The sequence below is a fragment of the Bacillus cereus genome (genome assembly GCF_002567495.1).
GTDB lineage: Bacteria > Bacillota > Bacilli > Bacillales > Bacillaceae_G > Bacillus_A > Bacillus_A cereus_AQ.
Genome location: NZ_NVAP01000054.1, coordinates 19349 through 33385, shown reverse-complemented (window position 1 = coordinate 33385; position 14037 = coordinate 19349). Strand labels below are relative to the sequence as shown.

The following is a 14037-nucleotide window of genomic DNA, read 5'->3' as shown; positions in this document are numbered from 1 at the left end:
AAAGAAGTTAGGCGGGGGATGGACACCCCCACTGATTAAAGTGTCACTTTATGATAAAAGATACTACTTAGCATCTCCTTCAATTCGATAGTTTGCTTTCACACAATCTATTTCTTCATACGATTGCAATGTATGTAGAATGTACTCATAATCCGCAAGAGAAGCACGATGCGTTACAATTACGATTTCTGCTTTCCCTTTCTCTTCAAGTGGCATTTGAATAATCTTTTCAAAACTAACACCGCGCTCAGAGAACAATGATGTAATTTTTGCAAACACACCAATTTCGTCTTTCACATGAAGTCTTAAAAACTTTTTCACAATAATTTCATCTGGCTCTTTTAGTACCTTTTGATATTGCGGGACTACCGCACTATTTCCGTTTACACCTAGCCTAATATTTTGCATTACAGCAACTAGGTCAGAAACAACAGCTGTCGCTGTTGGCAAGCTTCCTGCTCCCGGACCATAAAACATCGTTTCTCCTACCGCTTCACCATACACATAGACAGCATTATATTCATTTTGCACTGCCGCAAGAGGGTGTGCATTTGGAAGTAAAGTTGGCTCAACTGTGACCTCTAATTTCTCGCCATCTCGCTTTGCAAGACCAATTAATTTAATTGTATAGCCTAAACTCTTACTATATTCAATATCTTCTGCTGTAATAGAAGTAATTCCTTTTACTTTCACATCTCCAAGCTCTACATTTGTAGAGAAACCAAGAGTAGCTAAAATCGTCATTTTTCTTGCTGCATCTAAACCTTCTACATCTGATGTTGGATCTGCTTCTGCAAATCCAAGTTGTTGGGCTTCTTTTAACACGTCGTTATATGCTCTCCCTTCGTCTGACATTTTCGTCAAAATAAAATTTGTCGTTCCATTTACAATTCCCATTACTTTCGTAATAAGATCTGAAGAAAGTCCTTCTACGATACTTCGTAAAATCGGAATTCCTCCGGCTACACTTGCTTCATAAAACAGATCAGCCTTATTATCCTTTGCTACCGCTAATAATTCAGCTCCGTGTAACGCCATTAAATCTTTATTTGCAGTCACAACGTGCTTCCCACTTTGTAAAGCTTGTAAAATATATGCCTTTGCATCATCAATGCCGCCCATCACTTCGATGACAACATCAATATTTGGATTATCTAAAATTTCATTTGCATTTTGTGTTAATAGAGTAGAAGGTACCTCTACCTCTCTCTCTTTCTCAATGTTTTGTACTAATACTTTCGTTACCTTCACTGAACAACCTACTTGGTGTATGAGTCGTTCTTGATGATCTGTAATAATACGAACTACACCGCTACCAACTGTCCCAAGACCTAATAGACCAACTTGAATTTCTTTCATAATACTGTCCACCCCTCAAAAATTGTGTTTAGATGAAATTATATGAGTAAAAAATCTGAAAAACAATGTATTTTGAACATTCGGAAAAATAAAGAGTAATCCTTACAAAGAAAACGTTGCCACATGTTACACAATCTTTTTTTACAATACATAAGAGGTTTCTTGATACACGTAATAATTCAGCCAATTAGAGAATAATAAATTCCCATGACTCCTCCACCTAACAAGCGGCTTTTCATCTGGATTATCATGTTTAAAATAATTTTTTGGCACATCAATATTTAACCCTTTTTGGCAATCCCGTTCGTATTCTTGCTTTAACGTATCACAACTGTATTCACTATGTCCGAGGGCAAAAACTTGCCTTCCTTCTTGCCCAATAATAAGGTGAACACCAGCTTCTTCAGAGTTTGCTAACAATGTTAATTCTTTCACCCCTCTAATATCACTCTCTCGTACTTCTGTATGACGAGAATGCGGGGCAAAAAACAACTCATCAAAACCTTGTAACAATTTCACATGTTTCTCGCAAACTTCATGTTCAAATACACCAAACATTTTTTCCTTAAGGGGATACTTTGGAACACCATAATGATAATACAAGCCCGCCTGTGCCCCCCAGCAAATATGAAGCGTAGATGTTACATTCGTTTTTGAATACTCCATAATATATTTAAGCTCTTCCCAATAATCTACCTCTTCAAAAGCAAGAGTCTCCACTGGTGCTCCTGTAATAATGAGCCCATCAAACTTTTCACTTTCAATATCACGAAACGTTTTATAAAAGCTTGTTAAGTGTTCTTGCGTTACATGACGAGATAAATGTGATTCCATATGAAGTAAATGAACATCTAATTGCAACGGTGTATTTCCAATTAAGCGAAGTAATTGCGCCTCTGTGTCTTGCTTCGTTGGCATTAAATTTAATATAGCAATTTTCAATGCACGTATATCTTGTGTTTCTGCTCGCTCCTTCGTCATTACAAAAATATTTTCTTTTTGCAACACTTTGCGAGCTGGTAAATCTTTATCAATTATGATCGGCATGTTGTTTGCCTCCGACTAATGCTACTTCTAAGTCTGCAATAATATCAGAAACATCTTCTATACCAACCGATAAACGAATTAAATCAGATGTAACACCAGCTAGACGCTGATCTTCAGCACTTAATTGTCTATGCGTCGTACTAGCAGGATGTATGACACAAGTTCGTGCATCAGCTACATGTGTTACGAGTGTTGCTAGTTTTACATTTGCGATAAATTCTTTCGCTGCTTCTAATCCACCTTTAATGCCGAATGTTAAAACACCACTAGCACCCTTTTTCAAATATGTTTGTGCTAACGAGTAATTTTCATTACTATCTAACCCCGGATAATTCACCCATTCAATACGTTCATGGTTAGCAAGCCACTTGGCAACTGCGAGAGCATTTTCGCTATGACGCTCCATTCGTAAATGCAGTGTTTCTAAGCCAATATTGCTAATATATGCATTGAATGGGCTCATACAATTTCCATAGTCTCTTAATAACTGAACACGTGCTTTCACAATATAAGCTGCTGCCCCAAAGTTTTGAACATAGCTTACGCCGTGATAACTCGGATCTGGTTCAACAAGCTCAGGATATTTTCCGTTTGTCCAATCAAAATTTCCTCCGTCAATTACAATGCCACCTAAAGAGCTTGCATGACCATCAATATATTTCGTCGTAGAATGAACAATAATATTTGCTCCATGTTCAAACGCCTGGCATAAATAAGGAGTCGCTAATGTATTATCAACGATAAAAGGTACTTTCAGCTCTTTGGCTGCATCTGAAAATTCTTTGAAATTTAAAACGTTCATTGCTGGATTTCCTAACGATTCTGCATAGATGAGTTTCGTCTTATCATTAGCAAGTGCCGCAATTTCATCTGCTGTTAAATTGGGATTAAAGAACGTAACATCAATGCCAAGCTTACGTAAACTTACTCCAAATAAATTAAACGTTCCTCCGTAAACTGTTGAAGAACAAAGCAGATGATCTCCACTACTACAAATATTTAAAACTGCTAGCATAATGGCCGCCTGCCCAGAAGCTGTTGCAACAGCTCCCACGCCGCCTTCTAAATCTGATAACTTTTGTTCAAATGCAGCTAGTGTGGGATTCCCAATACGCGTATAAATATAACCTTCTGCCTCTAAGTTAAATAATGCCGCTAGATCATCCGACGTATCGTATTTATACGTTGTGCTTTGATACAGCGGTAGAACGCGTGGTTCACCATTCTTTGGTGTATAGCCACCTTGCACACAAATTGTTCCTTTTCCCCATGATTCTCCCATCTCTCATTCTCCTTTCTTTTATACAAAATAAAAAACTGCCCCTTTCCTGAAAACAAGAAAGGAGCAGTTTGAAAACACGCTCTAAAGGCTCTTTCTTATCTTTCAGGATTACTACCTGCAGGATTTGGCACAATTCCGTTATACGGCTGTTGCCAAGGTTTCATCGGGCCTGTCCCTCCACCTTTTCTTGATAAGACTATGCAATTACCGTTGATTTTATAGCAATAATTTCCTAATGTCAATTGGTTTTTCTGAATGTTCTAAAATAAATGTCAACAAGTTTCATATAAAGCAACAAAAGAAATATATTCCATATCAACTCGAAAAAGACCTTTAAAAAAAACGATTACTGTAACATAAACCCCAACCACTTATTTATTACACATGCTGTTTTAATAGAGCGTATAACTCTTCAAAATTATGCACTTCATATGTCGGTATAATCCCACTACTATTTAATTTCCTTTCTGGGTTAAACCAACAAGTATCAATTCCTGCTACATATCCACCTTTAATATCGGCGCTTAATGAATCCCCAATAATTAGCCCTTCTTCAAGTGCAAAGTTAGGAATCCGTTCAAAAACATAATCAAAATACTCTTTCATCGGCTTTTGAAAACCTGTATCTTCAGAAACAAAAACATCTTTAAACAATGAATGTAAACCCGCATTACGCAAACGTTTATCTTGCGTCTTAGAAACACCATTTGTTACTATATACAACTCATACTCCCCTTGAATTTGATTTATAAATTCAAACGCACCTTGCATGAGTTGGTTTCCTTCTTCTAAGTAGCTACGATAATTATTTTCAAATAACATTCCATCTACTTCTTCCCCATACTCTTTAAACAACATAGAAAATCGTATATTTACAACTTCATTGCGCGATAGTTCGCCTTTTTCAAAAGCATCCCAAAGACCTTTATTTATTTTTTTATAACGAGCCTCTATCTCGTCTGTTAAAGGAATTCCCTTCTCTTCAAAGAGCATCCATAAAGCAACTTTTTCAGCCTTTTGGAAATCTAATAATGTATCGTCTACATCAAATAGCAATGTGTTATATTTTTTCATAAACCCCTCACACTCTCTTTTCTACAAAAACAAATTTACATAAATCGTATCATTCCTTCTTGTAAAAATAATAGGAGATATCTCATACTTCAAATAGGGGGTGAAAATATGAAAATCAACAAAAATGAAGAAGAAATTTATCAATATATGAAAACTCACCAATTCCATACTTTTTTTTCCTTTCATGTCTTACCATATGTAGAACTACATTCTTTTCAAAAGAATGAAATGATATGTAACGAAGGAAATGATCTCCCTTATCTCTATTACTTAATTTCTGGAAAAGCAAAAATATATATGAGTCATAAAAACGGGAAAGTTTCATTAATTAATTTTATTCAAGCACCATCCTTTATTGGAGAATTAGGATTAATAGGCGTGGAAAATATCACCAAATCCATTGAGGTGCTAGAAGATTGCGTTTGCTTAGCACTTCCGCTTAAAGAATGTCAGCATCTTTTATTACGAGATGCAACTTTTTTACAACATCTATGCAAATTTATCGGTAAAAAAACGATTGCCCGAACAGAAAGTTACGCAAAAAACTACAGTTATCCTTTTGAAAATCGATTAGCTGCATTTATCTTATTAACAGAACAAAATAATTGTTATATAGAAAAGCATACTGAGGCTTCGGAATACTTGAACGTCAGCTATCGTCATCTTTTATATGTATTAAACCAATTTTGCCAGCAAAATTATTTAAGAAAAGAAGGCCGAACATATTATATACAAGGTCGAAATCAATTAGAAAAGCTTGCTGACGAGCTGAAAATATAAAGAAACAGCATTAACATAAACGTTAATGCTGTTTCTTTGAGTGGCGATTATAATTTCAATTAAAATTTGCTTGCTACTTTCGCTGCTTCTTCAAGACCTGCAGTAATGATTTCTTCTGCTTTGTCTGGGAATTGATTATGTCCTTCAATAACTACTGTTTCCATGTTTGTTGCACCGAAGAAGCCCATCATGCTTGCCACGTATTTAACAGCCATTTCTACCTCAGCTGCTGGACCTTCTGAATATACGCCGCCTCGCGCATTTAATAATGCAATCTTCTTATCTCCGATTAGGCCAACCGGACCTTCTGGTGTATATTTGAACGTTTTACCAGCACGGTTTAAATAATCAATATATGTGTGTAGCACTGCTGGAATCGTTAAATTCCATAATGGGAAGCCGAAAACGACTTTATCAGCTTCTAGGAATTGATTTAAATACTTATCAGCAACTGCTACTGCTTTTGCTTCTTCTTCTGTTAAATCAAAGCCTTTACCTGCCTTGAATGTACCATTAATCATGTCTACGCCTACGTATGGTAATTCTTCTTTATATAAATCAAGTTCTACTACTGTATCATTTGGATGTGCTTCTTTATAATTTGCTAAAAATGCCTCGTATAATTTCACACTAACTGCTTGTTCCGCTGGGCGGTTGTTTGCTTTTACAAATAAAACTGTTGCCATTGTTTCTTCCTCCTAATATGCTCTCTTATGTTGTTATATGCTTTCAAAAAGGTATCCCTTGTAATTGTTGTTTTGTTGCTTACAAACATATTTTATCTTTATATCAAGACAATTTCGTCCTCACATAGACGTATTTTTCCATAAAAAAAGTCCACCTTCTAAAGGCGAACTAGGTCTTACGACTTTTGTCTTATACAATTCCATTTTTCACTGCATATAATGCCGCTTGCGTGCGATCAGATAAATGTAATTTACTCAAAATACTACTTACATGAGCTTTTACCGTTTTTTCTGTAATAACTAAAACAGAAGCAATTTCTTTATTGCTCATCCCTTTTGCTAATAGCTGCAACACTTCATTTTCTCTCGCTGTTAGCACATCCACTTGAATAGAAGGTTCTTCTTCCTTTTCTTCCACTGGTAATGTTTGAGAGAGAAGAGCAGTTGCTATATCTGGATGTAATTGAATATTACCTTTATATGCGCTTCGAATAGCTTCAACAAGTTGATCTGGTTCTACATCTTTTAAAATATAGCCGCTTGCTCCCGCCCTTAACGCTGGTAAAACATGTGCCTGATCAGAAAAGCTAGTTAATACAATTACTTTCACATCCGGATATTCTTGTTTAATACACGCTGTCGCCTCAACGCCATCCATTTCAGGCATATATAAATCCATTAGTACAACATCAGGATTTGTCTCCCCTACTTTCACTAATGCTTCTTTCCCATTATTCGCTTCTCCGACTAACGCTAAGTCTTCTTGCGTACTTAAGAAAAATGCTAATCCTTTTAAAACGACTGTATGATCATCAACTAACAATACTTTTATTTTCACAAACTTCCCTCATTTTCACATCATAATGGTACGTTTACTTTTACACTTGTTCTTTTCTTATCACTTACAATTTTAATTGTTCCACCAATTAATTCTACTCTTTCACGCATCGTAGTCATGCCGAGTGATTTCTTCTCTTTTATATCCTTTTCTACAAATCCGTTTCCTTGATCGACTATTTCTAATGATACTTTCTTCTCCGTCAATTTCAAATAAATCGTCGCTTCTCTGACATTCGCATGTTTACTTACGTTATTTAAAGCTTCTTGTCCAATTCTCCATAGCGCTTCCTCTACTACGCGCGGTAAATCACGAACACCTGTAACTTGTTCTCTAATTTTCAATCCTAAATTTTCACCGTACTGCTTTAAGGCTGGTAATAAACCTTTTTCTAATCCCGCTGGACGAAGCTGCCAAATTAATGTTCTCATTTCCTTTAAAGCCCCTTGCGCTAGTTCACGCATCTCACGCAAGGAACTATCGACCTTTTCATTTTGGCCTTTTAAAACAGCTTCAGCACCTTTCGTCATAAAAGTTAATGAAAATAACTTTTGTGATACAGAATCATGTAAATCTCTTGCTAATCGATTCCTTTCTTCCATTCGTACAAGTTCACGGCGCTGTTCGTTTAATCTTAAATTCTCTATTATTAACGAAACGTGGTTCGATAATGCTTGAATTACATCTATCGTATTAACATCAAATTCCCCATTATTTAAACTAACACATAAAACACCAAATATATGATTTTGGATATGTATTGGCGTAGCAATAACAGCTCCATGTAGATGCTTTAATAGAGCTGGCTCACCTTGTTCTAACGCCTTCTTGGCCACTTCCCTTACACCCTCTTGTAACTCTTCCTGACCATAAGAAGCTCGCAAGGATAACTCTATTTCTTCCCTAATAAAAAACGCTACTTGATTCCACTGAAATACTTCACCTACATGATTTACTACTTTTTCAGGTAATACATTAAACTTATGAATCATTTTTAAATCTTGAATAAACCGCTCCAATTTCACATAATAATGTGCTCTTCGCTTTTCATTTTCATATAATTTTGTTCGCTTTAAGGCCGTCCCAATTTGGAAAGCAACTGATTGGAGCAATACTAATTCTTCTTCCGAAAAGTGTGTTTTACCTGGGCTCGCTACATTTAAAACACCAAATTTCTCTCCTCCAGCCTTTAAAGGAACCGTAGCATGATGAAGAATTCCCTCTGTATCTCCCCAATTATATTCAATTGCATTATTAATTCTTTTACATTCAATTATATTAACCGCTCGCTCTAATTTTCCATCCACAAAGCCACGTAAACACCAACACTCACCTTCACACATTGGGCGTTTATTTTCATATGTAAGTGCCTCTGGTAGCTGGTAATCGATCAATTTTGTATATTTTCCATTTTCATCCGCAAGAAAAATCCAGCCCGTCGTTAAACCTGTTACACTGAGCAACTTTTCTAACACTGCTTGCAGTACATGATACATATCATTTGATGTATTTAATGTTTCTGCAATTTCTTTTAATATAACTAATTCATTTGTACGATTCTCTTGAAACATAATTCGTCTCCTACATACAAGATTTTAAATAGCTCCTCAAATAAATCATCTACTTTTCACTTTGTACTTATTCGTAACATTGATATAATGGTGAAAACATAGTTTTCATTATATCACCTGAGGGGGCTTTCATAATGACATTAAATAAAGCACTTACTATCGCTGGTTCTGACACAAGTGGTGGTGCTGGTATACAAGCAGATTTAAAAACATTCCAAGAACTTGGTGTATACGGAATGACATCTCTTACGACAATCGTAACGATGGATCCACATAACGGTTGGGCACATAACGTATTCCCAATCCCAGCTTCTACATTAAAACCACAATTAGAAACGACAATTGAGGGCGTTGGCGTAGATGCTTTAAAAACGGGTATGCTTGGATCAGTAGAAATTATTGAAATGGTTGCTGAAACAATCGAAAAACATAATTTCAAAAATGTAGTAGTTGACCCTGTTATGGTATGTAAAGGTGCTGATGAAGCATTACATCCTGAAACGAATGATTGCTTACGTGACGTTCTTGTTCCAAAAGCATTAGTTGTAACACCAAACTTATTTGAAGCTTACCAATTAAGTGGCGTAAAAATTAATTCTCTTGAGGATATGAAAGAAGCAGCGAAAAAAATCCACGCTTTAGGTGCGAAATACGTCTTAATTAAAGGCGGTAGCAAACTTGGTACGGAAACTGCAATCGACGTCCTATATGATGGAGAAACATTCGATCTTCTAGAATCAGAAAAAATCGATACTACAAATACACACGGTGCAGGTTGTACATATTCTGCTGCGATTACAGCAGAACTTGCAAAAGGAAAACCTGTGAAAGAAGCAGTAAAAACTGCTAAAGAATTCATCACAGCTGCCATTCGTTACTCATTCAAAATTAACGAATACGTAGGTCCAACTCACCATGGTGCATATCGTAAATTCGTTGTATCAAAAGAACTTGTCTAATATATAAATAAAAACACTCACGGAGTTCATACATTGCCTCTGTGAGTGTTTTTTAGTAACCTTTATATCTTCCGGTCATCTTACCTTTACGATGCCGAACTGACCTGATTTCTACCATTTCGTTTCGAATAGTATAACGCATCATCCGCTGCTTGAATAAATTGCTCCGGTGATTCTTCATACTCTGAAATACCTACCGAAACTGTAATTTTTATTTTCGTTCCGTCTAACAATTGAAATGAATGTCTTTCAACAGCTGTACGAATTTGTTCCCCAATACGCATTCCATAAGCTAATCCCTTCCTTGGTATCAAAAGCGCAAACTCCTCTCCACCCTTTCGAAAAACCAAATCCGGAAATGCTGACATTTCTCGTAAAATACGCCCTACTTGTTTTAGCACTTCATCTCCTGCCGGATGCCCATACGTATCATTTACATGCTTAAAGTGATCAATATCTATAAGTAGTAAACAAAGTGAATCATCTTTCAGATGTTTATTACTAATATGACGATTCATCTCTAAATCAAACTGCCTTACGTTTCCTAGGCTTGTCAATGCGTCTACCGTTGCATATTGCTTCATCGTTTGAAATAACTCATTGGATTGCAAAACATAGTTTGCACTTATGAATGTTATGTAACCTGTAATAATACTAGAAATTAAATATAATCCCACTACGTGGATGTCCTTAATTAACCATATATATAGCGCTGGGATTAGAATAGATAAAATATATGTGTGTAACCATACCCACTTTTCTCCTAAAGAAAGCTTCATGCGCGAAATAAAGATGCTACCTATTCCTATCGCAATGATTGTATAAAAGGCCACTTGAGAAGCTAATGAATAATCCATAAATAATAGTCTAACTACTAAAATCATACCAACAGTTATAGAACTCGCTATCGGTCCTCCAATTATAACAGCCAGAATGACAGCTAAGTAGCGCAAATCTAATAGGATAGTATCAACATGAACACCGAAATACATGAGTAATATACCTAATATCCCAGTAAAAATACCTACTATACATTTCTGCCCAAAAGAGAACCCTTCTTTTAACGGCTTGTCCCTTAAAAGCTGACCTCCAACAAAAATAAAGGAAAGAATAATTGTTGTATTTACAAATAAGTCCCTTAACATAAAATAATCTCCCTACTTTTCTATCTATCCCTTTCCTTACTTTATTGTATACGAAATACCTATAATTCCCAAAGTTTTTTGTTTATTTTTTGCTGTTCCACGTGAAACAGCAAAAAAATAAAAAGGGCGAGTTTTCGCCCTTTTTTCATTAACAACAGCGTGATATTTTTCCACCCTTTGCGTTAAATCTCGCTTCTTGTGCCTCAGCAAAAAACTGCCTTTGACATACAATTTCTTCTTCTGGATGATTCTTTTGCATATGCTCTACATATACTTCATAACTTGGTACCCCAACGAGTAAACTAATAAAGCGCTTCCTTTCTCTCCATACTTGCCACAGCTTTTTAAGCATAGTTCCTCGACTCACTTTCATCTCTTGGAATATATGGTGCCTCTTTTAACGGCATCGGCTTATTTCTTAATACTTGAATCCAAATTCGAAGTGCAGAGATTAACACAGCAATTACAACTATCATAAAAATCCCACAAAGTGCTGCATCGATATAATCATTAAAAATAATTTGCTTCATTTGAGCAACATTTTTAGCTGGCGCTAACACTTTCCCTTCATCTAACGCTCCCTGAAATACCTTCGCATGAGATAGAAATCCGATTTTAGGATTTTCATGAAATAGCTTCTGATAACCAGCTGTCATTGTTACAATAAGCAATCCTACAGTTGGAATAAGTGTCACCCAAACATACGCCTTTTTCCCCATTTTGAACAAAATTGTCGTTCCAAGTAATAATGCAATGCCCGCTAACATTTGATTTGCAATACCGAAAAGTGGCCATAATGTATTAATCCCACCGAGCGGATCTACTACCCCTTGATATAAAAAGTATCCCCATCCTAATACACATAATGTTGTGGCTATTACGTTCGCTAATGTAGAATCCGTTTTTGCAAACGGCTTATATACATGCCCTAAAATATCTTGAATCATAAATCGTCCTACACGTGTTCCTGCATCAATCGTTGTTAAAATAAATAGTGCTTCAAAGAGAATAGCAAAATGATACCAAAATGCCATCATTGCCGTTCCACCTATTACTTGTGAAAAAATATATGCCATACCTATCGCTAATGTTGGTGCACCACCTGTACGTGATAAAATAGTTTGCTCTCCAACGTTTACAGCAAGATCTTTTAGTTCATTTGGTGTAATAGCAAATCCCCATGAAGAAATAACTTGAGCTGCTTGCGATACATCCGTACCAATAAGCGCCGCCGGACTATTAATCGCAAAATAAGTTCCTGGTGTTAATACACAAGCTGCAATCATTGCCATCGCTGCTACAAACGACTCCATTAACATTGCTCCATAACCAATTGGCTGTGCATGTCCCTCTTGTTCAATCATTTTTGGCGTCGTACCTGATGAAACAAGAGCATGGAATCCAGAGACTGCACCACAGGCAATCGTAATAAATAAGAACGGGAATAAATTACCGGAGAAAACAGGACCCGTTCCATCAATAAATTGCGAAACTGCTGGCATTTGTAAATCGGGTGCTACAATTAAAATACCAATCGCCAATCCAACAATTGTTCCAACTTTTAAAAATGTACTTAAATAATCACGTGGCGCTAATAACATCCAAACTGGTAATGCAGATGCAATAAATCCATATACAATAAGCATAATAGCAATTGTTTCACCACTAAATGTGAACATACTTGCAAGCGTTGGATTTTCTGCTACATACTGTCCTCCAATAAGAGATAGGATAAGTAGGATAATACCAATTACTGATCCTTCTCCAACACGACCAGGCCTAATATAGCGCATATAAACTCCCATTAAAATAGCGATAGGAATCGTTGCTGCTATCGTAAACATTCCCCAAGGACTTCCGATCAGTGCCTTTACTACGACTAATGCTAATACCGCTAATAAAATAATCATAATTCCTAAAATACCTATCATTGCAATTAGTCCTGTAACAGGTCCAATCTCATCCTTAATCATTTCTCCTAACGATTTACCATTACGCCTCATCGAAGCAAATAAAATGACAAAATCTTGGACAGCTCCCGCGACAACTACCCCAACAATAATCCAAATGGTCCCTGGTAAATATCCCATTTGTGCTGCTAAAATTGGTCCTACTAAAGGTCCCGCCCCAGCAATCGCTGCAAAGTGATGTCCAAACAATACCCACTTATTTGTTGGAACATAGTCTTTCCCATCGTTTAATGTATGGGCTGGTGTTTGTCGATTATTATCTAAATTAAAAACTTTTCTCGCTATAAATCTACTATAAAAGCGATAAGCAACTGCATATACACATACGGCAGCTACTAAGAGCCATACAGCATTAATAGTTTCACCTTGTGATAAGGCTATTACTCCAAAAGCACCTGCTCCTACTGCTGTAATAACACCCCAAAGTAAGATTGATTTCAATGTCTTCACATACAATTCCCCCAATACTATTTCTTAGTGGAGATTGTACTAAATTTTCTGAATATTTAACTTGAATCCTCCTTATCATGAAGGATTTTCAGTTTATCATGTCAAAATACTCTCATTACCTGCTATAATTCAATGTTATTTCGAAGGCGTTTTACATAATTACGACTAACTGGAATCGGTTGCTCATCATACCTATCTAAATACAAATTATATGTGCCATTATAATAAGGTTTCAGTTCTTTTACATATAACATATTAATTAAATAGCTTTTATGTACACGTAAAAAATCATATACATTTAGCTTATTTTCTAATTCTTGAAGTGTATATGTTGAAATATACTGATTATTCGTTGTGTAAATTGAAACAGTTTTATTTTCTTTATTTTTACTTACATATACGATATCTTCTGGAAGAATATATCGTATACCCTCTTGACTTTCTATCGGTAGTTTTCGCAAATAACTCTTTGCTTTCTCACCTTGTTCTTTGCCTATTTTATATAAAAGAAATTGTAAGTCTTCTTCACGAAATGGTCGTAATAAATAATAAAATGCTTGGAAACGGAAAGCTGTAATAGATTCTTCTATGTTTTCACCTACAAAAATAAATTTTGTATAGCAATTTATTTCTCGTAATAAACTTGCATATTCAAAACCAGTACCATCTAGTAATTTGGAACTTAAAAAAACAAAGTCTGGTATATGTTTTTTCATCATAAATAAAGATTCTGTTCCTGTCTTTGCTTCAAAACATTCTACATTTCTCATATTTTCAGTGAAATTTTCAACTAACTCTCTTCTCTCTTCTGCCTCTTCCATGATCAGTAAAATTTTCATTTCTTCAACCACCTAATTCTTTGTCCATATGTCCTGT

At 35.8% G+C, this 14037-nt stretch carries 13 protein-coding genes and 1 riboswitch; of the genes, 2 read left to right on the top strand and 11 right to left on the bottom strand.

Going from position 1 to position 14037, the window contains the following annotated elements; all coding sequences use genetic code 11:
- Positions 1 to 63: 63 nt before the first annotated feature.
- The 4 genes from COK05_RS25650 to COK05_RS25635 form a co-directional block, all read right to left on the bottom strand.
- On the bottom strand, positions 64 to 1359 hold the full coding sequence (locus COK05_RS25650; RefSeq protein WP_098614800.1) for a homoserine dehydrogenase: 1296 nt from the start codon (positions 1357 to 1359) through the stop codon (positions 64 to 66).
- A 141-nt stretch (positions 1360 to 1500) separates the two neighbouring features.
- Positions 1501 to 2406, bottom strand: a complete 906-nt coding sequence (gene metA, locus COK05_RS25645) for a homoserine O-acetyltransferase MetA (RefSeq protein ID WP_098614799.1) — start codon at positions 2404 to 2406, stop codon at positions 1501 to 1503.
- A complete protein-coding gene (locus COK05_RS25640; protein WP_098614798.1) occupies positions 2390 to 3688 on the bottom strand; it encodes a bifunctional O-acetylhomoserine aminocarboxypropyltransferase/cysteine synthase in 1299 nt (432 codons plus the stop codon). Before COK05_RS25640 ends, metA begins: the two co-directional genes overlap by 17 nt.
- Positions 3689 to 3780: 92 nt before the next feature.
- A riboswitch (SAM riboswitch) is annotated at positions 3781 to 3885 on the bottom strand.
- A gap of 181 nt (positions 3886 to 4066) precedes the next feature.
- Positions 4067 to 4762 carry a YjjG family noncanonical pyrimidine nucleotidase gene (locus COK05_RS25635; protein WP_098614797.1) on the bottom strand — a complete coding sequence of 232 codons (696 nt, stop codon included), beginning with the start codon at positions 4760 to 4762 and terminating at the stop codon, positions 4067 to 4069.
- Positions 4763 to 4870: 108 nt separating this feature from the next.
- On the opposite strand from COK05_RS25635, the gene COK05_RS25630 reads away from it, so the two are divergent.
- Positions 4871 to 5542 carry a transcriptional regulator YeiL gene (locus COK05_RS25630; protein WP_098614796.1) on the top strand — a complete coding sequence of 224 codons (672 nt, stop codon included), beginning with the start codon at positions 4871 to 4873 and terminating at the stop codon, positions 5540 to 5542.
- 59 nt (positions 5543 to 5601) lie between these two features.
- Here the strand turns inward: COK05_RS25630 and COK05_RS25625 are convergent, their stop codons facing one another.
- From COK05_RS25625 to COK05_RS25615, 3 genes are all read right to left on the bottom strand, one after another.
- A complete protein-coding gene (locus COK05_RS25625) occupies positions 5602 to 6228 on the bottom strand; it encodes an FMN-dependent NADH-azoreductase (protein WP_000246726.1) in 627 nt (208 codons plus the stop codon).
- Positions 6229 to 6418: 190 nt separating this feature from the next.
- Positions 6419 to 7066: a response regulator gene (locus COK05_RS25620; RefSeq protein WP_063223946.1), complete on the bottom strand. Its 648-nt coding sequence runs from the start codon at positions 7064 to 7066 to the stop codon at positions 6419 to 6421.
- Positions 7067 to 7086: 20 nt separating this feature from the next.
- On the bottom strand, positions 7087 to 8637 hold the full coding sequence (locus COK05_RS25615) for a GAF domain-containing sensor histidine kinase (RefSeq protein ID WP_098614795.1): 1551 nt from the start codon (positions 8635 to 8637) through the stop codon (positions 7087 to 7089).
- A 134-nt stretch (positions 8638 to 8771) separates the two neighbouring features.
- Between COK05_RS25615 and pdxK the strand changes: the two genes are divergently transcribed.
- Entirely contained in the window at positions 8772 to 9596 is an 825-nt protein-coding gene (gene pdxK, locus COK05_RS25610) for a pyridoxine/pyridoxal/pyridoxamine kinase (protein ID WP_000174252.1), read from the top strand.
- Positions 9597 to 9682: 86 nt separating this feature from the next.
- Here the strand turns inward: pdxK and COK05_RS25605 are convergent, their stop codons facing one another.
- The 4 genes from COK05_RS25605 to COK05_RS25590 form a co-directional block, all read right to left on the bottom strand.
- Entirely contained in the window at positions 9683 to 10741 is a 1059-nt protein-coding gene (locus COK05_RS25605) for a GGDEF domain-containing protein (RefSeq protein WP_098614794.1), read from the bottom strand.
- A gap of 148 nt (positions 10742 to 10889) precedes the next feature.
- Positions 10890 to 11093 (bottom strand): YbdD/YjiX family protein, encoded by a 204-nt coding sequence (locus tag COK05_RS25600; protein ID WP_098614793.1) that lies wholly within the window; start codon positions 11091 to 11093, stop codon positions 10890 to 10892.
- Positions 11086 to 13161: a carbon starvation protein CstA gene (gene cstA / locus COK05_RS25595; RefSeq protein ID WP_098614792.1), complete on the bottom strand. Its 2076-nt coding sequence runs from the start codon at positions 13159 to 13161 to the stop codon at positions 11086 to 11088. The genes COK05_RS25600 and cstA overlap by 8 nt, the downstream gene beginning before the upstream one ends.
- Positions 13162 to 13283: 122 nt before the next feature.
- The gene (locus COK05_RS25590) at positions 13284 to 14000 is read right to left on the bottom strand and encodes a LytR/AlgR family response regulator transcription factor (protein WP_098614791.1); all 717 of its coding nucleotides are present in this window, start codon (positions 13998 to 14000) and stop codon (positions 13284 to 13286) included.
- Positions 14001 to 14037: the final 37 nt, after the last annotated feature.

Coding starts and splice junctions, on each gene's coding strand:
- pdxK (WP_000174252.1), top strand. CDS start 8,772: ATGACATTAAATAAAGCACTTACTATCGCTGGTTCTGACACAAGTGGT.
- COK05_RS25640 (WP_098614798.1), bottom strand. CDS start 3,688: ATGGGAGAATCATGGGGAAAAGGAACAATTTGTGTGCAAGGTGGCTAT.
- COK05_RS25650 (WP_098614800.1), bottom strand. CDS start 1,359: ATGAAAGAAATTCAAGTTGGTCTATTAGGTCTTGGGACAGTTGGTAGC.
- COK05_RS25635 (WP_098614797.1), bottom strand. CDS start 4,762: ATGAAAAAATATAACACATTGCTATTTGATGTAGACGATACATTATTA.
- COK05_RS25605 (WP_098614794.1), bottom strand. CDS start 10,741: ATGTTAAGGGACTTATTTGTAAATACAACAATTATTCTTTCCTTTATT.
- COK05_RS25625 (WP_000246726.1), bottom strand. CDS start 6,228: ATGGCAACAGTTTTATTTGTAAAAGCAAACAACCGCCCAGCGGAACAA.
- metA (WP_098614799.1), bottom strand. CDS start 2,406: ATGCCGATCATAATTGATAAAGATTTACCAGCTCGCAAAGTGTTGCAA.
- COK05_RS25590 (WP_098614791.1), bottom strand. CDS start 14,000: ATGAAAATTTTACTGATCATGGAAGAGGCAGAAGAGAGAAGAGAGTTA.
- COK05_RS25600 (WP_098614793.1), bottom strand. CDS start 11,093: ATGCTTAAAAAGCTGTGGCAAGTATGGAGAGAAAGGAAGCGCTTTATT.
- COK05_RS25615 (WP_098614795.1), bottom strand. CDS start 8,637: ATGTTTCAAGAGAATCGTACAAATGAATTAGTTATATTAAAAGAAATT.
- COK05_RS25630 (WP_098614796.1), top strand. CDS start 4,871: ATGAAAATCAACAAAAATGAAGAAGAAATTTATCAATATATGAAAACT.